Raw genomic sequence first — 21,261 nt, 5'->3', positions numbered from 1 at the left:
CTACTTCATCCGATGCTTCCCAGCAGGCCGCGCCCGGCGCGCAAAGTAGCGACCATCGATACGGTCGACGGCGATTTGCTGGTGGAAGGCCTTAGTCAGGTTCTCTCCGGTCAGGACGTCATCGATAAGCCCCTGTGCGATGACCTTTCCCTCGTCGAGGAGCATCGCATGGGTGAAGCCGTACGGAATCTCCTCTGGGTGGTGCGTAATCATGACCATCGCCGGTGCATCCGGGTCGAGCGCGAGTTCTCCTAAGTAACCGACCAGGTCCTCGCGACCACCCAGGTCGAGCCCGGCTCCCGGCTCGTCGAGAAGCAGCAACTCGGGGTTGACCATCATGGCCCGTGCGATGAGCACGCGCTTGCGCTCGCCCTCACTGAGAGTTCCCCAGGTGCGGTCTGCAAGATGCTCAGCGCCCATGCGCTCGAGGATCACGGAGAGCTGTTCGAAATCCATCTCTTCATAGGTCTCACGCCAGCGGCCCAAGACGGAGTAACTGGCGGAGATTACAAGGTCCGCGACCTTTTCATCGTTGGGGATGCGGTGAGCAATCGACGATGACGTCAAACCAATCATGGTGCGCAAATCACGCATGTCGGTACGACCGATCTGCTCGCCCATCACATAGGCCACCCCTGAAGACGGGAATTCCTCCGCTGCAGCAATGCGCATCAGAGAAGTCTTGCCTGCTCCATTCGGCCCCATGATGACCCAGCGTTCATCGAGTTCTACTTGCCAATCCACCGGCCCGACCAGCGTACGGCCACCACGAACGAGGTTTACGTCACGAAAGTCGAGCAGCAAATCTTCGTTAAAGTCATCTTCCAATTCAGCCACACCTCCATGGTGCCTTAACTTTGCCCGAATGTGCGCTTGGGCATTCTCAACTATCCTCGGTAGAGAGCAAATCGAGTTCACTCGAGATGGCTTTTACTTCGATTTTTCACCCAGCTCGCCGAGAATTAGGAGAACGTCTTTTATGACTGGTCGAATCGGTATTGACGACATCCGTCCTCAAATCAACGGTGGTGCAACACCATCGAAGGCCGTAGTGGGTGAAGTCGTCCCAACCTTCGCCGTCATTTGGCGCGAGGGCCATGACGCGATGAACGCCACGCTCAACGTCAAGGGTCCGAAGGAATCAACTTTTGCTTCCCGCTCGCAGCGCATTCCAATGCACTTTTCTGACCATGATCCTAATCAGGTCAATGCCACCTTCGTCCCAGACGTTCCCGGGTTGTGGACCATCCGCATTGATGCCTGGTCGGACCCAATGGCAACGTGGCGCAACGCCATCACCAAGAAATTCGAAGCCGGTCAGAGCGAGGCTGAACTCTCTAATGACCTAGAAATTGGCGCCACTCTCTTCGACCGCGCCGCCGCTGGTGCCGCTGCTGTCCACCGCAACCACCTGCGTTCCATCGCCGCAGGCCTGCGCGGCGACGGCGATCTTCGCGCCCGCATTGCAGCCGCGCTTTCCGACGAGACCCGCGCCATCCTGCAGGCGCACCCGGTGCGCGACCTTTTGACCCGCGGCAAGACCCGCAAGATTAAGGTTGACCGCCGAGAAGCCCTCTACTCCTCTTGGTACGAGTTCTTCCCACGTTCTAACGGCGGTTTCGGCGAAAACGGCGAGCTGCTGCACGGCACGTTCAAGACCGCGGTTGCACAGCTGGATCGCGCACAGCGCATGGGCTTCGACACGGTCTATCTGCCACCGATTCACCCAATCGGTGAGATTAACCGAAAGGGTCGCAATAATACCCTGACCCCGGAGCCTGGCGATGTCGGATCTCCATGGGCTATCGGCTCCGCCGAAGGTGGCCACGACGCTATCAACCCGAGCCTCGGTGATGAGAAGGACTTCAAGGAGTTCATCAAGGCCGCTAAAAAGCGTGACCTGGAGGTCGCTATCGACCTAGCACTGCAGTGCGCACCCGATCACCCATGGGCAAAGGCTCACCCGGAGTGGTTCACCGTGCTGCCAGACGGCACCATTGCCTACGCCGAGAATCCGCCGAAGAAGTACCAGGACATCTACCCGTTGAACTTCGACAACGATGCCAAGGGCCTGTATGCAGAGGTTCTGCGTGTGGTGAAGTTTTGGATCAAGCGCGGTGTCAAGGTCTTCCGCGTGGATAACCCCCACACCAAGCCGGGCAACTTCTGGGAATGGCTCATTGAGACCGTCCACGAGACCAACCCGGAAGTCATCTTCCTCGCCGAAGCTTTCACCGCACCGGCACGCCTCTACGGCCTGGCCAAGGCTGGCTTCACTCAGTCCTACATCTACTTCCCGTGGAAGATTACGAAGGAAGAGCTGACCGAGTTCGGCGAGGAAATTACCCGCCACGCGGACATCGCTCGCCCATCCTTGTGGGTTAACACCCCAGATATTCTGCATGAGTTCCTGGTCAAGGGTGGCCGTGGCGCATTCGCCATCCGCGCCGCGTTGGCCTCGACTCTGTCTCCACTGTGGGGCATGTACTCCGGCTACGAGCTGTTTGAGAATATTCCGGTCAAGGAAGGCTCCGAGGAGTACCTGGACAGCGAGAAGTACCAGCTCCGCAGCCGCGATTACGATCAGGCACTGGCCACCGGCAACTCGCTCGAGCCGTTTATTGCCACGCTGAATAAAATTCGCCGGGAGCACCCGGCTCTGCAGCAGCTGCGCAACCTGCACTTCCACGACATCGACAATGACAACCTGATGGCTTACTCGAAGCTCGATCCGGTCACCGGCGATGCCATCCTGGTCGTTCTCAACCTAGATCCGTGGAATGCCCAGGAAGCCACCCTGCACCTGGACATGGATCACATTGGTCGCCGCAACCACGACCGCATGGATGTCACTGACCTGGTTACTGGTAACCAGTTCAACTGGGGCAAGGACAACTACGTACGTCTGGCACCGTGGGAAAACGTCGCGCACATCATCAAGCTGCCGGAGATTGATGTCGAGCTCCGTCACAAGTTAGCTTGGCGCAATGTCCCTGATTACGAGGGCTAGGACGCCTGTTGGGAACTTTCGGGGTTAGTGAGCCGCTGCCTTGACCACGGTCACAACGATTCGTCGTTAGGCTGGCGGTTGAGTTAGCAGCCCACTGTCCCCTACCTCCCTCTATTTCTTTAGAACTGAACTCAACAACCTCATATTCACTTACCTAGAAACGCTTCGGAAGGACCTTCCATGGGAGCCCACACAGATCCCCGCCTCGCAATTGATTCCGGTGATATGGATCGCCTGCGCTACTGCACCCATCACGATCCGCACAGCATCTACGGCGCACACGTCGTAGATGGTGACACGGTTATTCGCACGAGGGTCTTCGGTGCTCAGGCAGTTACTGTCGTCAGCACTCGCGGCGAGTTTGAAGCGGAGAACCTGGGCGACGGTTTCTTTACCGCCCTCGTCCCGGGCGGCGATGACTTCGACTACCGTCTGCGCATTACGTGGGACTCCGGGGAGACCGTAGAGCGTGCCGACGGCTACCGTTTCCTTCCCACCATTGGCGCTGGTGACCTGCACCTAATCGGTGAAGGACGCCATGAGGAACTGTGGAAGGTCCTCGGTGCGCACCTGCGTAGTTACGACACCGAACTGGGTACGGTCGAGGGAACCTCGTTTACTGTCTGGGCTCCGAATGCACGTGGCGTTGCCGTGGTCGGTGACTTCTGCATGTGGAACGGTGCGCAGTACCCGATGCGCTCTATGGGTGGCGCAGGTATCTGGGAACTGTTCATCCCGGGTGTTGGTGAGGGCGATGTCTACAAATTCGCCATCACGACGCCGGAGGGACAGCGCCGCGATAAGGCCGACCCGATGGCTCGTGCGGCTGAGCTGCCACCGGCGACCGGCTCGATTGTTACGACCTCCGACTACACCTGGGGCGACCAGGCGTGGATGGAAAGGCGCGCTAACACTGACTGGACCGAAGAGCCTATCTCTATTTACGAGGTCCACTTGGGTTCGTGGAAGCAGGGCCTGAGCTACGAGGTCATGGCGGAGAAGCTGGTGCGCTACGTGGTCGACATGGGCTACACCCACGTGGAGTTCATGCCAGTATGTGAGCACCCGTTCTCCGGCTCCTGGGGCTACCAGGTTTCCGGTTACTACGCTCCGACCAGCCGTTTCGGCAGCCCAGATCAGTTCCGTGGTCTGGTGGATGCCTTCCACGCTGTCGGCATCGGTGTCATCATGGACTGGGTTCCGGGTCACTTCCCGAAGGACGAGTTCGCACTTGCTCGCTTCGATGGCACGGCCTGCTACGAACACCCGGACTGGCGCCGCGGCGAGCAGCGCGACTGGGGAACTTACGTCTTCGACTTCGGCCGCAACGAGGTGCGCAACTTCCTCTATGCCAACGCGCTGTACTGGGCGGAAGAGTTCCACATCGACGGTCTGCGCGTCGACGCAGTGGCTTCCATGCTGTACCTGGACTACTCCCGCAATGAGGGCGAGTGGCTGCCGAACCAGTACGGTGGTCGAGAGAACCTCGATGCTGTTCAGTTCCTGCAGGAATTCAATGCCACTGTGCACAAGTACCACCCGGGCTTCCTCACCGTGGCCGAAGAATCCACCTCTTGGCCGGGCGTGACCGCACCGACCGAACACGGTGGTCTGGGCTTCTCCATGAAGTGGAACATGGGCTGGATGAACGACACGCTGGAGTACTTCAGCAAGGAACCAATTTACCGCTCCTACCACCACCATGAGCTGACCTTCGCTATGGTCTACGCCTACTCAGAGGAGTTCATTCTGCCGATTAGCCACGACGAGGTTGTGCACGGCAAGGGCTCTCTGTGGGAGCGCATGCCGGGCGGCGATTGGGATAAGGCTGCAGGTCTGCGCACCTTCCTGACCTTCATGTGGGCGCACCCAGGCAAGCAGCTGCTCTTCCAGGGTCAGGATCTGGGCCAGAACCACGAGTGGAACCACGATGAGTCCGTGGCCTGGGACAACCTCGAAGGTTGGGGTGGCGAATTCCACCGCGGAATTCAGCTGCTGGTCAAGGACATCAACGCCATTTATAAGGACAACCCGGCGTTCTACTCCCAGGATGATCGCCCAGAGGGCTTCCAGTGGATCAATGCGGATGACTCCGGAAACAATGTGGTGTCCTTCGTCCGCTACGGCACCGACGGTTCGGTAATCGCTTGCGTATATAACCTGTCGGGAAGCACACAGGAGGTCTACAAGATTGGCGTGCCGCGCGGTGGCCTGTGGACCGAAATCCTGAATACTAACGCATCGCGTTACGAGGGCTCTGGCTACGGCGAAAACGGCACTGTCACTGCGGTCGAGGAGGGCTGGAATGGCCAGGCTCACTCGGTGGACCTGGTACTACCAGCCAACACCGCCGTGTGGCTGAAGTGGCAAGGCTAGTCCCGAATACAGCCAAGTAATAGACAATTAAATAGAAATCGCCCGTGTTGCACGGTTTTTCAGTGGCCTGGGGCTAGGCCAGAAAAATCCTGCTACACGGGCGATTTCGATTTTAGGGAGCTTATCCAGGTCCTATCCTCGGAACGGATTAAACCAGTCAGGTTCCAAAGACTCGTTGTAATTCGAAGGATCTGAATCATCGGTATAACCGGAGCCATCTGTGCTGTCAGCTCCGATGCGATCCGGGATGCCGTCGCCATCCTCATCAGCGCTCCACGTCGCAGCCTGCTTCGCAGTCAGTGGCTTGCCGTCCTTACCAAGGCGGTTGTAATCCGGTAGAAGCGGGGTGATTTGGGAGCCCAGCTGGCCAAGCAGGCCGTCGGTAAGCTCATTGAGCGGCACTTCGAAGCGCGTCGTAATTGCGTAGGCGATGGGGCCGGCGGCGGTATACAAAATACCGTGGTCGTTAACTCCTTCGGCGGTGTCGCCGGTCTTCTGTACCGCGGAACCGACGTACATCACAAACTTCTGCGAACCGCCGTAAGTGAGGTACGTCAGTGCAGTTTGTGCCGTGTCCTTGGTGACGAAGTTCTGTGTTGAGGTGCCATCGGCCACTTCCTGGAGACGTGCCATGAACAACGCAGCCTGCGAAGGTGTAAACCACGAGCGATCACCGCTGGGATTAGGGATGTTGAACTTATTGCCCATGTGGTACCGCTTATTATCAACACCTGCTTCCTTGATGGTTTTATTGACCTCGTCGAAACCACCGACGGCGTCAATCAACCCATTGGCTGCGGTATTGTCCGAATACCGCATCACGTACTGCAACAGCCCGTCCAGCGTGTATTGGCCAGGACCAATCACACTTCCGCCAACACCGTTGTCCCAATCGACCGTCACGGTCTTGTCAAGATTGTCGCCGAATTTCTTCAGCACGGTAACCACCAACGCAGCCTTGATGGTCGAGGCGGAGTACTCCTTCTTATCCTCCCCGACTGACGCAGTGAGCCCCTTGTACGGACCGTCAATTACCCGCAAATAGACTCCCAAATCAATGCCATAGTTGTCGGAGAAATTCTTAGCCGCAGTATCGAGGATCTCCTGGGCATCAGACCACGCGACTTCCTCGGAGGCATCCCAACCATTATCGGGGGCCTTTGGCTTTGCGGTAGCAGTGGTGGCCTTGGAACCGGTGAAGTTTGGGCCGTCGATAGTGCACCCCGTCAACAGAGTCGAGGCCGAAAGCACAGCAATGACCGAGGCTGAAGTAGCGCGAAGGACATTGGGGCGAAGTCGCATGCAAAGCTCCTGGCTGCAAAATACTGAAGGCAAAAGGCACCTCACGCAGGATGAACTGCCTGAGGTGAACGGAGATGAAAGATAGTGGTAACTGCTGTAAACCACTATAAACTGTTGGAAGATTACCACCTTTCGGAAAACTTCGTTGCACCGAGTCGCAACTTTTGTGCGACAATGGATTAGATATCGACATAACCAAAAGCGTCAATGTCGAATGGTGCACTAAGGCAGTCGAGCTGCACATTTGATGCTTAGAGCTTCAGCGAGGTCTCGCTTGAGACCGCTGCAGGCAGTACTGCCCTGCACCTAAAACCGGAGGAAGTGAATCGCGATGGAGGAAAAGGTACATCGCTTGATGGACCGCATGCAGATTCGCCATGCCCATATGCGCAACACCTGGTATGGACCGGTGCTCTCCCCAGTTCTTCTCGTCGCAGGCTTCGCACTGCTCATAGTTGGCATTATTATTCTGCCGACTCCTGCCCCTGGATGGCTCTGTATCTTTGCGGCACTGGGAGTTCTCTCGTTGGTTCACCCTCCGACGCGTCGCCTGAACATCTGGCTGGCATCGAAATTAGATGCCTTTTACGCCTGGTATGCGGAGCGCCATGTGGCGATGAAAGCAACGCTTTTCTTGTTGCTGATGGCGTTCATGGCCACTGTCATGGGCAGCGTCTACTACTTCATGGCTCCAGATGACTGGCCGTACACTGACGCTTCTGGCTAGGAGCCTGTGTGCTTTCCACGGCCTCTAGTACAGCCCCCCCCCTAGTACAGCGCGCTAGTACAGTGCGCTAGCCATTCTCCGGCGCGCATCCAACGCCACGGGGTCCGCGGTATCGAATAGCGCAAGCAACTCTAAAAGACGCGTCTTAATGGCCTCACGTTTCTCGCCAAACACCTGCGGGAGCAAAGTCAACAAACGGTCCAGTGCCTTCGCGGGATCGTCGACAAGCATCGTGACATCCGCAGCATCGAGGGCGAGCGCGACATCCTTCGGCGCTGCGTCGGCCTTTGCAATTGGATCCGTGCTGCGATCAATCTTGGCAGCGCGGGCAAAGAAGGACACATTGGCGTGCGCGCGCTTTAGCCCCTGGTTCGCTGGTTCGGACCGCAGCATAGCGTCATATAGCTCCAGTGCCCCGTCGAAATCCCCCTCGGCGAGCAAATCTTCGGCCTGCTCCAAACGGGGGTCATCGGTGGGCACGGGATTGCCAAAGAAGTCAGTCGGCTCCGGCGCCTCCGGCGCGCTGTCATCTCCGGCCATACGAGTTCCCGCCGGCAGCCCCTTGAGTCGCCCCCGGGTGGCCTCCATAACCTGCGCCAGCCACTGCTCTAGCCAGTCCCGGGTCTTCTCTCCCACAAACATGCCAATAGGGCTGCCCATTGCCACAGCGGTGACCGTCGGCACCGCTTGCACACCGAATGCCTGCGCGAGCTGAGGGTGCTCCTCCGCATCTACCCACGCCAGAATCCAGTTCAAATTGGCCTCGCGAGCCATGCCTTCCAGCTCAGCGCGAAGACGCAGCGAATCAGCTGCTCCAGGCATACCGATTAAGACAATAACCGGCACCTGCTCCGAGCGCAGGACGACTTCTGCCTCAAGGTTCTGCGGGGTAATCCCAACTACAGGAGGAAGCCCCTCCCCCTGATCACTGGTTGCCCGCTCAATCTCATCCCGGCGCTTACGCTCAGCTTCAGCGCGCCGGTGGAGCTGCTCCAAATCGACTGTGCCGGGCGGTGGCGGCGGAGTCGAGCACTCGCGGTGCCCGTCTGCGCCATGGGAGTGACCGTGAGAATGGCCATGCGAGTGACCATGTCCAGCTGGCATCGTAAAGGGGTTCCTCTCCAGTGTCGTCGTCAAGCCTATGTAAAGACCTATGTAGAGCCTACGTACAGCCTACGTTTCCGAGCTGCGCGAACTATTAATCGGTGGCTTTGAGGGCATCCTCCACCGCATCGACCTTGGCGCGCAGCTGTCCCGTGTATCCATTACGAATGTCCGCCTTAATCACCAACGACGTCCGTGGGCTGACACGGCTGACTGCCTCCGTGGCTCGCTTAACGACGTCCATCACCTCATCCCACTCGCCTTCGACTAGCGTGAACATGGCATTGGTTTCGTTGGGCAAGCCAGATTCGCGCACAACACGCACAGCTTCAGCAACGGCCTCAGCCATTCCCTGCTCGGGGTCGGAGAAAGTGGGGGCGACAGAAAACGCGACAATCATGGCGACGATAATAGCGAGTATTCTGGGAACTATGAGTGAGACACAGATTCCCGTTCCCCATAAGTACGTAGTCGCTGTTGATCACGTCGGCGTCGCAGTTCCGGATTTCGACTCCGCAGTTGAGTGGTACCGCGCAAACCTTGGTTTCATCAACTACCACGATGAGGTCAATGAAGAGCAGGGTGTCCACGAGGCCATGCTCGGCCCGGCGGACAAAGTTGAGGGTGGCACTCTGGTTCAGATCCTCGCGCCACTGAATGACCAGTCCACAATTGCAAAGTACCTGGACAAGAAGGGGCCAGGAATCCAACAGTACGCAGTTCGCGTTACTGATCTGGAGGCCCTGATGGCACACCTGAAGGAGCAGGGCACCCGCGTACTCTACCCGGAGCCAAAGATTGGCACCGCAGGTTCGCGCATCAACTTCATCCACCCGAAGGATGCCGGTGGCGTTCTACTGGAGCTAGTTGAGCCGGCCAAGTAGGTCTATCCCCAGCGGCGCGTGATGGTGCGGTGAGCTCTGTTGCGCCAGCAGTTGGTGTGCCAATGGCGCCGATCATCGGCGCCTGCACCATAATCCTGTGGCCATGCCACAATGTGAGAGGTTCCCGGCGTAATTTCCTGATCACAGCCCGGGCAGCGATAAACCTTGTGGGACTGGCCAGCACTGATATTGCGCACCGCAAAGTCCACATCTTGCCAACCTGCCGGTCCGGACTCGGTGCGGGTGTTCTGGAAAGAACTGCCAAATGCCGGTAGGCTCCCACGGTTCTGGCCCCGGTTGTTACGACTGCCGCGTTGGCCGCCACGTTGATTGCCGCGCCGCTTGTGGTTTCTCCTCGGCATGGTTAGAACAACCGCAATTCATTGGATTCCAGGCCGCGCAGGGCATCGTAATCCACCGTCACACAGCGTATGCCACGATCTTCCGCGAGCGTCTTTGCCTGTGGCTTAATCTCCTGGGCAGCAAAAATACCCTCCACTGGAGCCAGCAACTCGTCGCGATTCAGCATCTCCAAGTAGCGGGTTAGCTGCTCAACACCGTCGATACCGCCCCGGCGCTTTACTTCTACTGCAACGGTGGCGCCGTTTTCGTCGCGGCCAAGCAAATCCACTGGCCCAATTGGGGTCGGGTATTCTCGCCTAATCAAGGTGTAGCCCTCGCCAAACGTTGTGAACTGATCTGCAAGTAGCTTCTGCAGGTGCGCTTCCACGCCATCCTTCTCCAGGCCGGGATCCTCTCCCAGCTCATACGTGCTATCCGCCAGCACCTTGGCGATAGTAATACGAAGCTGTTCGCCCTTCCTATTCTCAACGACCCAGAGCTTTTCACCAGTATCTTCGCCCGACTCGTCCAGAATATCCTTCTCCGTCAGCGTGCACGGCGGCGTCATCCAGTTCAAAGGCTTGTATGCACGGTCGTCGGCATGCACTGAAACGGACCCATCAGCTTTCACCAACAGCAAACGCGGGGCATGTGGCAGATGGGCATTCAGGCGACCGACGTAGTCGACGGTGCATTCAGCAATCACAAGGCGCATTCCCCTACCCTAACGTGACTGCCGCGCAGGAGGAAAAATACCCGTTGCAGCTCCGCAAAAATCCGTCATCTGGGTCTAGTGCTGGTTTCCGCGACCACGGTTGTAGGCCGAACGGAAACGACGCTCAATGTCTGTAGGAAACTCACGGGTCTGGCGTGACGACGGCTTCGACTCCACCCACGCCACCAGCGCGGTATCCGAGGATGAGTCCATGGCAAACTCCCATTCGACGTTCTCTGCGGATTTTATCCGTACTACCCGGAGCCCAGGCGCGAAAAAACCCGCCTCGATGTCAGTCGGATCTCGACGATCCACAATAGTGACATCATGACGGGCAAACTCGACATCACAGCCAGGACGCAGCGAACGTAGCTTGTACATCTTCAACGTCGACTCTGAATAAACCATGACCCCATGGCGCCAGTGACTGCCATCGCCTGCCGGAAGACGACGAGCGATAACAGGGGTACCTTTTGCATGCAGGCTGGCGAAACGCCACAGGGCAAGGGCCCCGCCGACGATCAACATCGCACCGATAATCATGAACATGATTGACATCATGGTTACGCTCGAAAACACTGTCTGCCAGCCTCGCATCCGGGTGATTAAACGACGAACCTTGGTTCAAAAGCGCATTAGAGGCTTTTTACAAACCTTACCCGATTGTTGCACGGACATGAAAAATAACTAAGAAAAACGGGGCGGGGAGCTGGCAAGATATCTCTTGCTAGCTCCCCGCCCCATCTAAAGAAGCAGGAAGAATACGGTCGTGCGACCGGATGTTCAGACGAACAGACTAGTTGTTGGAAGCGCGACGAGCCGCGCGAACCTCTGACTCAGCCTGTGCCTTTACTGCAGGGTCATCCGAAGTCAGGTTGGACTCGGCCTGGGAGATGTTAACCTCGTCAGCCCAGATTGCCTTATCCGCGAGGATCGAAACCTTCGAGGTAGACACGGAAATAAACCCACCCTGTACCGACGCGACAAGAACCTTGCCGTCTGCGGTCTTGATGGTCACCGTACCGTTGTTGACCAGCTGGCCAAGCAACGGCTGGTGTCCGGGCAGCACGCCGATCTCACCCTCAGTGGTCTGGGCAGAGACCAAAGTGGCCTTGCCCTTCCAGAGCGGTCGCTCGACAGCAACCAGTTCAGCGGTGATTTCAGCCATGAGGATGCCCCTTACTTCTTCTGCATTTCAGCGTACTTCTTCTCGACATCGTCGAGGCCGCCCAGGCCGTCGAAGGCCATCTCCGGGTAGTTGTCGAAGTCGCCCTTGCAGATGCGGTCGAAGGCAACGATGGTGTCCTTCAGCGGGACGTACGAACCAGGCAGACCCGTGAACTTCTCAGCAACGAAGAAGTTCTGACCCAAGAATCGCTGGATACGACGTGCACGCTGCACGGTCACCTTGTCCTCCTCAGACAGTTCGTCCATACCGAGGATGGCGATGATGTCCTGGAGTTCCTTGTTCTTCTGCAGGATGTTAATAACCTGCTGAGCAACGCGGTAGTGCTCCTCACCGACAATCGACGGCTCGAGAATACGAGAGGTCGAGGTCAGCGGGTTCACTGCCGGATAAATACCCTTGGACGCAATCGAGCGGTCGAGCTCGGTGGTTGCATCGAGGTGGGCGAAGGTCGTTGCCGGAGCCGGGTCGGTGTAGTCGTCGGCAGGCACGTAAACGGCCTGCAGAGAGGTAATCGAACGGCCCTTGGTGGACGTAATGCGCTCCTGCAGAACACCCATCTCGTCAGCCAGGGTCGGCTGGTAACCCACGGCGGAAGGCATACGACCCAGCAGGGTCGAAACCTCAGAACCGGCCTGGGTGAAACGGAAGATGTTGTCGATGAAGAGCAGCACGTCTTGGTGCTGAACGTCGCGGAAGTACTCCGCCATGGTCAGGCCCGACAGCGCGACGCGCATACGGACTCCCGGCGGCTCGTCCATCTGACCGAAGACGAGGGCGGTGTCCTGGAGAACGCCCATCTCTTCCATTTCCAGGAAGAGGTCGGTGCCCTCACGGGTACGCTCACCAACACCGGCGAAGACCGAAGTACCGGAGAACTCGCGTGCAATACGAGTAATCATCTCCTGAATCAGAACGGTCTTACCGACACCGGCACCACCGAACAGACCAATCTTGCCGCCCTTAACATACGGGGTCAGCAGGTCGATGACCTTAATACCGGTTTCCAGAATCTCGGTCTTACCCTCGAGCTGGTCGAAGGCCGGCGGCTCACGGTGGATGCCCCACTGCTCACCATCGCGACCCAGGCCCGGCTCATCCAGGCAGTCGCCCATTGCGTTAAAGACGTGACCCTTGACGATGTCACCAACCGGAACCGAAATCGGCTTACCGGTGTCCTTGACCTCTGCACCGCGGACCAGGCCGTCGGTCGGGGCCATAGCAATGGTACGAACCATGTTGTCACCGAGGTGCTGTGCAGTCTCGAGGACAATGGTCTTGGCGACCGAAGGAAGGGAAACTTCCACGGTCAGCGCGTTGTAAAGTGCCGGCAGTTCGTTACGCGGGAACTCCACGTCGACGACGGCACCGATGACACGCACAACACGGCCCACAGCCGTGGTGGTGTTCTGCTCACTTAGAGCTGTGCTCATATCTAGTCACTTTCTCCGCTGTCGTCGAGCGCACCGGCGCCACCGACGATTTCTGTGATTTCCTGGGTAATCTGTGCCTGACGTGCCTGGTTAGCAACGCGCGAGAGGTCCTTGACCAGCTCGGTAGCGTTGTCCGTCGCAGACTTCATAGCGTTACGACGGGCAGCTGACTCGGAGGCAGCGGCCTCGAGCATCACTGCAAACAGAGTGCGGGACACGTACTGAGGCAGCAGCTCTGCCAACAGGGTGTCTGCATCAGGCTCGAATTCGTAGTCCGGCTTGAGGTCATCAGACCCATCGGTCAACATGTCCTCACCCTGAGCGATCTCGACGTCCTCGTACACTGGCTCGATTGGGAGCATCTTGTGTGCACGCGGAATCTGAGAAAGCATGGACACGAATTCCGTGTAGACAACGTGGACCTGGTCAAAGCCCTTAACAGGCTCGCCGTTGGTGCCACGCAGGCCTTCGCGGTACTTGGCAGTGCCCTCGGCCGTAGCGTTGAAACCATCAATGAGGTGACGACGCACGTCGTGGGTTGCAGCGTAGTCCGGGTCCTGGGAAAAGCCCTCCCACGTACCGGCGAGCTCGACACCACGGAAGTCGTAGTAGTCGGTGCCCTTACGGCCAGTCACGTAGAGGACGACCTCATGCCCCTGCTCTTCCAGAGCGGTACGCAGCTCTGCAGCCTTCTTCAGGACGTTGTGGTTGTAGCCGCCACACATGCCACGGTCACTGGTGACAACCAGGACTGCAACACGCTGGTTACCCTCACGCTCTACGAGCATCGGGTGATCCAACGACGAAGCCGATGCGAGACGTCCGATGACCTTCTCGATTTCGTCGGCGTACGGCTGGGAGTCTGCCACGCGACGCTGCGCCTTGGTAATGCGCGAGGTTGCGATAAGCTCCTGGGCCTTGGTGATCTTCTTGGTCGAGTTTACCGACTTGATTCGGGCTCGAAGTTCACGAAGATTCGCCATGTCCTATTCCCTCCCTTCAATTGCGAAAACGGTCATTGAGTAGCTCAACCTGCCTAGTTCTGGGCAGACTTGCGCGAGACCGTAATCTGCTGCTTCTTGAGCTCGCCCTCGTCAAGTGCCTCGACCGGAGCCTCGGAAGCCAGCGGTGCGCCCTCGGAAGTCTGGAAGGACTTCTTGAAGTTAGCGGTAGCGGACTTCAGAGCAGCCTTGGACTCGTCAGAGAAGGCAACACCGCCGTCAATCTGCTCGAAGACTGCAGGCTGAGTATCCTGCAGGTGCTCCAGCAGCTCGGCCTCGAAGCGACGGACATCCTCAACCGGAACGTCATCGAATTCGCCCTCACCAGCGAGGTAGATGGAAGTCATCTGGTACTCGACCGGCTGCGGGTGGTTTTCCTTCTGCTTCAGCAGCTCAACGAGACGCTGACCGCGCTCCAGCTGACGCTTGGAGGCGTCGTCCAGGTCGGAAGCGAACATTGCGAATGCTTCCAGGTCGCGGTAGGACGCGAGGTCCAGACGCAGGTTACCGGAAACCTTCTTCATGCCCTTGGTCTGTGCAGCACCACCAACACGGGAAACCGACACACCGACGTTAATAGCCGGACGGACACCCTGGTTGAACAGGTCGGACTCGAGGAAGACCTGGCCGTCAGTAATGGAAATGACGTTGGTCGGAATGAAGGCCGACACGTCGTTTGCCTTGGTCTCGATGATCGGCAGTGCGGTCAGCGAGCCTGCACCCATATCGTCGGAGAGCTTTGCAGCACGCTCCAGCAGACGGGAGTGGAGGTAGAAGACGTCACCCGGGTAAGCTTCGCGTCCCGGCGGGCGACGCAGCAGCAGCGAGATGGCACGGTATGCCTCTGCCTGCTTAGTCAGATCATCGTAGATGACCAGAACGTGCTTGCCCTGATACATCCAGTGCTGACCCAGTGCGGCGCCTGCGAATGGTGCAAGCCACTTGAAGCCTGCGGCATCCGACGCCGGGGCAGCAACGATGGTGGTGTACTCGAGCGCGCCCTGCTCCTCGAGAGTCTGGCGCACACCAGCAATAGTAGAGCCCTTCTGACCGATAGCAACGTAGATGCATCGCACCTGCTTGCTCGGGTCTCCGGACTCCCAGTTAGCCTTCTGGTTCAAGATGGTGTCCAGGCAGACCGCGGTCTTACCGGTCTTACGGTCACCAATGATCAGCTGGCGCTGACCACGACCAATTGGGGTCATTGCGTCGATGGCCTTAATACCGGTAGCCATCGGCTCTTCAACCGGCTGACGCTGCAGCACGGTAGGTGCCTGCAGCTCGAGGACGCGGTCCTCTTCAGCCTCAATGTCGCCCAGGCCGTCAATCGGCTGGCCCAGGGGATTAATTACGCGACCGAGGAACTTATCCCCGACCGGAATCGAAAGGACGTCACCCGTCCGCTTTACCTCGTCACCCTCTTTAAGCGACACGAAGTTACCCAGCACCACGACGCCGACCTTGTCGGTGTCAAGGTTCTGAGCGACGCCAATAACGCCGCCTGGGAACTCCAGAAGCTCATTCGTCATGACCGACGGCATTCCCGAAACCTGGGCGATACCATCAGCTGCACTGATAACAACGCCAACCTCCTCGCGGGAGGCCTCCGGGGAGTAGCTCGAGGTGTAGTTCGCAATCGCGCTACGGATCTCGTCGGAGGAGATCGTCAGCTCCGCCATGTTCTTCCTGCTCTCGGTAATATTCTTCCAGTGATTAATCGTCTAAACCATCCGTCAGCCGAGGCCGACGCGCAGCTTCTCAAGTTTTGTTGAAAGGCTACCGTCGATGACCTCGTCGCCAACCCGGATGACCAGTCCACCGAGAATCGACTTATCGATCACGGTGTGGATGGACATCGCCTTGCCGTAGACTCGGCCGAGCTTGTCCGCCAGTGCTCGCTCTTGCTCGTCAGAGACGGCCGTGGCACTGGTCACGCGAGCGACGACGTGGTTCCGCAGGCCGGCGGCTAGCCGGGACAGGGAGTCAATGTCGTCCGCGGGGCGCTTGGATGGGCGGCCAACGGCCTGCAGTGCCAGGGTCTCAGTCACGGAGGTGACCTTGCCGTACAGCACAGAGGCGAGGAGCCCACGCTTGGCTTCGGGGGTTGCGGCCTTGTCGGCCAGCAGCTGTTCAAGCTGCGACTGCTCAGCCAGGATGTGTCCCAGTTGGAACAGCTCTGACTCAACGGTCTCAAGCTGTCCCTGGCCTTCGGCAGAGCGAAGAAGGGCGCGACGGCCCAGCTCTACCAAACCCTCACGCATTTCACGCGGGGTGGACCATACCTGCGCGGCAGCATCCACGACGAGGTTAAGAGTCGTCTCAGATACCTTGCCCGCGAACAGGCTCCGGACAAGGCCGGAACGCTGTTCCGCAGTCGCCGAGGTGTCGGCGACAGCGACACGCAGGCCGCGGTCGGAGTCCAGGACCTCGACGATGTCGAAAAGCTCGGAACCAGTCTGAGCAGCTTGAGCGACAGCGATATTGTCGCCGCCGATAGCGGCATCCAGTCGCTGGCTAAGCGCTGCCAGGGATTCGCGGCTTGCTGCGTGCATGTCGCCTACTTTCCGGCCGGGGCCACGGTGTCAAGGTTGGACAAGAAGCTATCAATCGTCGACGAGTTACGAACGTCGTCGGAAAGCTGCTCGCCCAGAAGGCGCTCAGCCAGATTGATGGAGTTCTGGCCCATTTCCTTGCGCAGCTCTGCGACTACCTGCTCACGCTGGGCGGCGAGCTGCTTTTCACCGGACTCGATGATTCGTGCGCTCTCGTCATTGGCCTTGGTCGTAGCGTCTGCAATGATGCGCTGCCCCTGTGCACGGGCTTCGTCGCGAATCTTTGCTGCTTCAGTACGGGCCTCTGCGAGCTGACTGTTGTACTTTTCCAGAGCGGCCTTCGCCTCGGCCTGTGCAGCCTCAGCGCGTTCAATGCCGCCCTCAATCCGGTCCTCCCGCTCGGTCAGGACCTCCTGGAACTTCGGAAGAATGAGCTTCCAGAAGAGAACCAGGATAACTACCAGCGGGACAACGGACCAGACGATGTCATAGGTCTTTGGCAGCAGCGGGTTGATGGACTCTCCCATCGGGAGGTCACCCGCAGCTAGCAAAAAGGTGAAATCTGTCATGGTTTACGTGTTCTCCGCTTGAAGGTCCGGACTTAGAAAACGAAGCCTGCGACCAGGCCGATCAGGGCGAGGGCCTCAGTGAAGGCGATACCCAGGAACATGGTGGTACGCAGCTGGCCGGCCATCTCTGGCTGGCGTGCCATACCCTCAACGGTCTTGCCGGCGACGATACCGATACCGAGGCCCGGGCCCAGGGTGGACAGACCGTAACCGATGGTCTTCAGGCCAGCGTTGGTGTCTACAGCCTGAGCGGAGTCCGCTGCGGAGAGGATGACGTCGTTCATTATGAACCGTTCCCTTTCTTAAAGGATGGCCCCGGAAAAACATTGCTTCTAGGTAGGACCGGGGCTTTGTGGGTCAAGTGGGTCTTGCTATTAAATTTGCGAGGCCTTGTTGCCGAATGTGCGGCCTCATTTGTTATGGGTTAGTGCTCGTCTGCGTGCAGCGACAGTTCGATGTAGACGGCGCTCAGCAGGGCAAAAATGTATGCCTGCAGGAAAATCACCAGCATCTCGAACAGCGTGAATGCTACCGCAGCGACAAGGGTCAACCCGGACAGGGCGGTCCAACCATTCAGCTGCCAGAAGAAGAAGTTCGTGGCACCGAACAGCAGGACTAGAACCATGTGGCCCGCCAGCATGTTGGCCATCAGACGGATGGTCAGCGTAACTGGGCGGAGAACGAAGTTGGAGAAAATCTCGATCGGCACCACGATGAGGTGGAGTACCGGTGGCAAGTTCGGAATAACGACTGCCGACTTCACAAACTTGAAGAAGCCCATCTTCTTCGAGCCCGCGTAAATGAAGGCAACGTATGCGAACAGGGCCAGAACCAGTGGCATACCGATTCGGGCGTTCGGCGAAATATTGAGGCCAGGAATAATAGCCGCAATATTCATCGAGATAACAAGGAAGAAGATGGTGGCCAGAACCGGAAGGAAACGACGCCCCTCCTTCTTACCCAGAATCTCCTCCGCGATGTGGATGCGGACGAAGTCCAGCATCAACTCCGCAACGTTCTGCAGACCAGTCGGCACGAGCTTCGGACGACGCATTGCGACGACGAAGAACACGGCGACGATCACGGCCATCAAAAGACGAACAACCATCAGGCGATCCATGGCGTACCAGTCGCCACTGCCACCTAAAATGAAGTCGCCAAGTTCACCCGGGAAATACTCCTCCTGCAAGTTGGGTGAGTGAAACTCACCCCGCATCTCGGCAAGTGTTGTAACGCTCAGCGTTCTCTCCCGTGATTGGGCCGCTAGAACTATTGTCAAGCGGTGCGAAGGACGTCATTTAACGTGTCGCGCCGCGGATTCCATTCGCTCATCAGCACGGCGCTCACGGGGACCGTACCTGTGGAAATGATAGTTATTCCGCAACAGGCCGTCTTACCCAAAGCTCAGGATAACAGTTCCGACTCATTTTCCCCACCCGATGCACCCCCGTGTTTCTGACCCCGAAACCAACAAAGAGGCCGACGCCCCCTGTGGGTTTCGGCCTCTATTCGTGGCGTTGCCTGCTACGACTTTTTAAAACGCCTTTAACCTGCAGTTTTATATATCGACTGCGCTCTCTGAGCAGGTCAACAGCTTATTACGAGCTATTCATCTTTCAGTGGCTGGACATAAGTGAGGTTAGATTGCGACATTCCCCACACTTCTGCACCAAGCGTCACCATCAGCGTAAGTACAACAGTGACGAAGAAGGTCATGTTGTCATAAAACTCAAGATTTCTAATAACAACCAAGACGCCGATCAGTACGACAATCTTCAACAACCAGCCGCCTAGTACAACGGCAAGCGTTATGGAAGGGGAAGTTCGGGCAGTAAAGAGGATGCCTAAAACAGTAAGCAGTACGAAGCTTCCACTGATAGCCGCGCCAAGGAGGACACCCCACACGCCGGGCATACCGTTTTTTCCACCCCAGACCAGCAGCGAAAGCACGGTAATCACAGCGAGCGCGATAGCACCCGAGCGAGCGGCAGCCAGCAGCGGTCGCCGCGAATCATCGTATTTGGACTCGGGCTCCGGAGTTGTTTTTTCAGTCACGGTCGAAGATTGTACCTTCTGCCTCCACGACGCCGTCTTCTAACCTGCCGACTACCACTTCCACTTCTAGGACGCGCGCCCCTAGAGCCCTCGTCGGCAAGCTCATTTCGGCGGCGGAGGGTGAAGATAACCGCGATGATGAGTAGGACCCCGAAGGTCAGAGCAACGAATTCGAAGGGGAAAACGGTGGTGGCAACGGCGGCGTACGCGACGACCGACACCCATAGGTAGAGCACCAGTACCACGCGGCGATGACTGTGTCCCATCGACAGTAGGCGGTGGTGAATATGCATTTTGTCCGGTGAGAAGGGTGACTTGCCCTGGCTAACGCGGCGAACAACAGCCAGGAGCAAGTCGAGCATTGGCACACTAATTGCGGCGATGACGACCACAATCGGCGAAATCAGAGCGATGACGTCGGCAGTGCCGTACATGGAGGGTGCGATGCGTCCTGATGCCGACACCGATGCCGCTGCGAGCAGCAGTCCAATCATCATGGCGCCGGAATCGCCCATAAAGATACGTGCGGGCTCGAAGTTGTGAGGTAGAAAGCCCAAGCAGGCTCCGAGCAGGCAGGCTGAAATCATCGCGGGCGGATAGGCGGAGACGGTGCCGCCCTGGTCGTGAAGCATGACCATCGAATAGACAAGGATCGCCGCCGCAGCAATCATGCCGAGCCCCGCCGCAAGTCCATCGATGCCGTCAACAAAGTTGAAGGCATTAATCAGCGCCACAGTAAAGAGAACAGTCAAGACTGTGGACATGATTGGGTCGAGAATAAGCGTGGCGCCGCCGCTAAACGGGATATAGAGCAAATACCAGTTGACGCCCATAAATGACATCAAAAGTGCCGCCGCAACCTGCCCTACAAGTTTAGTTATGGCATCGAGGTCAAAGAGGTCGTCCCAAATGCCGACAATCAGCAAGAGCGACGCGGCCGCCACGACTGCCCTCATATCCGGGGTCATGGGTGGAAAACCACGGTTGAGTGCCGGCATCACCGAGGCAAGAGCGATGGCTGCGACCACACCGGAGTACATCGCCACGCCACCGAGTCGGGGCTTTGGAATGTCGTGAACATCGCGGGAGCGTGGCGCATCCAGCCAACCGGAGCGCACAAGCACATAACGCACCACACCCGTGAGGAGATAGCTCACAGCGGTAGCAACTAATACGAGCATGGCAAGCTCGCGCATGGGCACACCTGCCCCGCCCGACTGGGCTGCCAATAAGCTCATGTCCGCCACTAGGTACTACTCACTACACATTCGCTGCACGTACTAAATAGGTAAGACTCTAAACAGAAAAGACTCTAGGTAGCTAAGACTACTGTCCCAGCAGTCGCTCGGGGGTTGTACTCAAAACCTCGGCAACCGCCGCAGCTGACACAGCACCTTCGCGCAGAATCCGCGGTACTGGAGTCGAAATATCCACAATCGTCGATGGTGTGCCAATCGTAGCTTCACCTCCGTCGACGTAGACAGCCGCTTCCCCACCGAGCATCTGCTTTGCCCGCACGGCATTGGTAGCCGGTGCCTGGCCGGAGATGTTCGCACTGGACACGGCCATCGGCCCGGTGCGGCGCAGAATCTCAATGGCGATTGGGTGCAGTGGCATGCGCAGCATGACTGTACCCGCGGTGTCACCGAGGTTCCACGGCAGGCTCGGTGCCTGATTCACAACCAACGACAGTCCGCCCGGCCAGAAGGCCTCCACCAGTGCGCGCGCTGCCGGCGAGTATTCGCGGACAAGCCCCTCAATCGTGGTCCAGGAACCGACCAGCACCGGCACCGGCATATCCGGGCCTCGGTGCTTGGCCCGCAACAGGGAGGCAACGGCCTGGTTATCAAAGGCATCGCAGCCAAGCCCGTAGACGGTATCGGTTGGCATAACTACCAGCCGTCCTGCCTTCACAGCGTCTACTGCTGCGGCAATTGTGCGCTCTCGGTTTTCATCTGTGCTGCAGTCCATGATCCTGCTCATCAGATTTTTGCTCCTGCTTCAA

At 58.1% G+C, this 21,261-nt stretch carries 22 protein-coding genes; 4 read left to right on the top strand and 18 right to left on the bottom strand.

Features of this window, described 5'->3' with window-relative positions; genetic code table 11:
• Entirely contained in the window at nucleotides 1-837 is an 837-nt protein-coding gene (locus ADA16_RS02315) for an ABC transporter ATP-binding protein (RefSeq protein ID WP_048758804.1), read from the bottom strand.
• Between the two features lie 142 nt (nucleotides 838-979).
• Between ADA16_RS02315 and ADA16_RS02310 the strand changes: the two genes are divergently transcribed.
• Both ADA16_RS02310 and glgB read left to right on the top strand, forming a co-directional pair.
• Nucleotides 980-3,010 (top strand): alpha-1,4-glucan--maltose-1-phosphate maltosyltransferase, encoded by a 2,031-nt coding sequence (locus ADA16_RS02310; RefSeq protein ID WP_048758802.1) that lies wholly within the window; start codon nucleotides 980-982, stop codon nucleotides 3,008-3,010.
• 180 nt (nucleotides 3,011-3,190) lie between these two features.
• On the top strand, nucleotides 3,191-5,386 hold the full coding sequence (glgB, locus tag ADA16_RS02305) for a 1,4-alpha-glucan branching protein GlgB (protein ID WP_048758800.1): 2,196 nt from the start codon (nucleotides 3,191-3,193) through the stop codon (nucleotides 5,384-5,386).
• Nucleotides 5,387-5,518: 132 nt separating this feature from the next.
• On the opposite strand, the gene ADA16_RS02300 is transcribed toward glgB, so the two are convergent.
• Complete coding sequence (locus ADA16_RS02300) at nucleotides 5,519-6,688, bottom strand: serine hydrolase (protein WP_048758798.1); 1,170 nt, start codon at nucleotides 6,686-6,688, stop codon at nucleotides 5,519-5,521.
• 331 nt (nucleotides 6,689-7,019) lie between these two features.
• Here ADA16_RS02300 and ADA16_RS02295 point away from each other — a divergent pair, with 331 nt between their 5' ends.
• Entirely contained in the window at nucleotides 7,020-7,415 is a 396-nt protein-coding gene (locus tag ADA16_RS02295) for a TIGR02611 family protein (protein ID WP_048758796.1), read from the top strand.
• 54 nt (nucleotides 7,416-7,469) lie between these two features.
• On the opposite strand, the gene ADA16_RS02290 is transcribed toward ADA16_RS02295, so the two are convergent.
• Together ADA16_RS02290 and ADA16_RS02285 are read right to left on the bottom strand one after the other, a co-directional pair.
• Nucleotides 7,470-8,519 carry a tetratricopeptide repeat protein gene (locus ADA16_RS02290; RefSeq protein WP_048758794.1) on the bottom strand — a complete coding sequence of 350 codons (1,050 nt, stop codon included), beginning with the start codon at nucleotides 8,517-8,519 and terminating at the stop codon, nucleotides 7,470-7,472.
• 94 nt (nucleotides 8,520-8,613) lie between these two features.
• Nucleotides 8,614-8,919 carry a thiamine-binding protein gene (locus tag ADA16_RS02285; protein WP_038628488.1) on the bottom strand — a complete coding sequence of 102 codons (306 nt, stop codon included), beginning with the start codon at nucleotides 8,917-8,919 and terminating at the stop codon, nucleotides 8,614-8,616.
• Nucleotides 8,920-8,950: 31 nt separating this feature from the next.
• Here ADA16_RS02285 and mce point away from each other — a divergent pair, with 31 nt between their 5' ends.
• Nucleotides 8,951-9,403 (top strand): methylmalonyl-CoA epimerase, encoded by a 453-nt coding sequence (gene mce / locus ADA16_RS02280; RefSeq protein WP_048758791.1) that lies wholly within the window; start codon nucleotides 8,951-8,953, stop codon nucleotides 9,401-9,403.
• 2 nt (nucleotides 9,404-9,405) lie between these two features.
• On the opposite strand, the gene ADA16_RS10820 is transcribed toward mce, so the two are convergent.
• The 14 genes from ADA16_RS10820 to ADA16_RS02210 all read right to left on the bottom strand — a co-directional run bounded on the left by ADA16_RS10820 (nucleotide 9,406) and on the right by ADA16_RS02210 (nucleotide 21,239).
• Nucleotides 9,406-9,765: a hypothetical protein gene (locus tag ADA16_RS10820; RefSeq protein WP_065421317.1), complete on the bottom strand. Its 360-nt coding sequence runs from the start codon at nucleotides 9,763-9,765 to the stop codon at nucleotides 9,406-9,408.
• Nucleotides 9,766-9,767: 2 nt separating this feature from the next.
• The gene (nucS, locus tag ADA16_RS02270; RefSeq protein WP_048758786.1) at nucleotides 9,768-10,460 is read right to left on the bottom strand and encodes an endonuclease NucS; all 693 of its coding nucleotides are present in this window, start codon (nucleotides 10,458-10,460) and stop codon (nucleotides 9,768-9,770) included.
• Between the two features lie 75 nt (nucleotides 10,461-10,535).
• Nucleotides 10,536-11,039: a DUF2550 domain-containing protein gene (locus tag ADA16_RS02265; RefSeq protein WP_048758783.1), complete on the bottom strand. Its 504-nt coding sequence runs from the start codon at nucleotides 11,037-11,039 to the stop codon at nucleotides 10,536-10,538.
• Nucleotides 11,040-11,256: 217 nt separating this feature from the next.
• Nucleotides 11,257-11,628, bottom strand: coding sequence for a F0F1 ATP synthase subunit epsilon (locus ADA16_RS02260; protein ID WP_048758780.1), 372 nt, complete (start codon nucleotides 11,626-11,628; stop codon nucleotides 11,257-11,259).
• Nucleotides 11,629-11,639: 11 nt separating this feature from the next.
• Nucleotides 11,640-13,079 carry a F0F1 ATP synthase subunit beta gene (gene atpD / locus ADA16_RS02255; RefSeq protein ID WP_048758778.1) on the bottom strand — a complete coding sequence of 480 codons (1,440 nt, stop codon included), beginning with the start codon at nucleotides 13,077-13,079 and terminating at the stop codon, nucleotides 11,640-11,642.
• Between the two features lie 2 nt (nucleotides 13,080-13,081).
• The gene (locus tag ADA16_RS02250; protein WP_048758776.1) at nucleotides 13,082-14,062 is read right to left on the bottom strand and encodes a F0F1 ATP synthase subunit gamma; all 981 of its coding nucleotides are present in this window, start codon (nucleotides 14,060-14,062) and stop codon (nucleotides 13,082-13,084) included.
• 53 nt (nucleotides 14,063-14,115) lie between these two features.
• Nucleotides 14,116-15,759, bottom strand: coding sequence for a F0F1 ATP synthase subunit alpha (gene atpA, locus ADA16_RS02245; protein WP_048758774.1), 1,644 nt, complete (start codon nucleotides 15,757-15,759; stop codon nucleotides 14,116-14,118).
• A 54-nt stretch (nucleotides 15,760-15,813) separates the two neighbouring features.
• A complete protein-coding gene (locus tag ADA16_RS02240; RefSeq protein WP_048758772.1) occupies nucleotides 15,814-16,632 on the bottom strand; it encodes a F0F1 ATP synthase subunit delta in 819 nt (272 codons plus the stop codon).
• 5 nt (nucleotides 16,633-16,637) lie between these two features.
• Complete coding sequence (locus ADA16_RS02235; RefSeq protein WP_048758769.1) at nucleotides 16,638-17,201, bottom strand: F0F1 ATP synthase subunit B; 564 nt, start codon at nucleotides 17,199-17,201, stop codon at nucleotides 16,638-16,640.
• Between the two features lie 32 nt (nucleotides 17,202-17,233).
• Nucleotides 17,234-17,485, bottom strand: a complete 252-nt coding sequence (locus ADA16_RS02230; RefSeq protein ID WP_048758767.1) for an ATP synthase F0 subunit C — start codon at nucleotides 17,483-17,485, stop codon at nucleotides 17,234-17,236.
• 140 nt (nucleotides 17,486-17,625) lie between these two features.
• Nucleotides 17,626-18,417 (bottom strand): F0F1 ATP synthase subunit A, encoded by a 792-nt coding sequence (atpB, locus tag ADA16_RS02225; protein WP_048758764.1) that lies wholly within the window; start codon nucleotides 18,415-18,417, stop codon nucleotides 17,626-17,628.
• A 389-nt stretch (nucleotides 18,418-18,806) separates the two neighbouring features.
• A complete protein-coding gene (locus ADA16_RS02220) occupies nucleotides 18,807-19,256 on the bottom strand; it encodes a hypothetical protein (RefSeq protein ID WP_048758762.1) in 450 nt (149 codons plus the stop codon).
• A complete protein-coding gene (locus ADA16_RS02215) occupies nucleotides 19,253-20,494 on the bottom strand; it encodes an MraY family glycosyltransferase (protein ID WP_048758885.1) in 1,242 nt (413 codons plus the stop codon). Before ADA16_RS02215 ends, ADA16_RS02220 begins: the two co-directional genes overlap by 4 nt.
• An 88-nt stretch (nucleotides 20,495-20,582) precedes the next feature.
• Nucleotides 20,583-21,239, bottom strand: coding sequence for an L-threonylcarbamoyladenylate synthase (locus tag ADA16_RS02210; RefSeq protein ID WP_048758761.1), 657 nt, complete (start codon nucleotides 21,237-21,239; stop codon nucleotides 20,583-20,585).
• Nucleotides 21,240-21,261: the final 22 nt, after the last annotated feature.

It is taken from the genome of Corynebacterium vitaeruminis (assembly GCF_001054325.1).
Lineage (GTDB): Bacteria > Actinomycetota > Actinomycetes > Mycobacteriales > Mycobacteriaceae > Corynebacterium > Corynebacterium vitaeruminis_A.
Note: the sequence above shows the minus strand (reverse complement) of the source record. Positions and strands in the feature narration are given on the sequence as shown.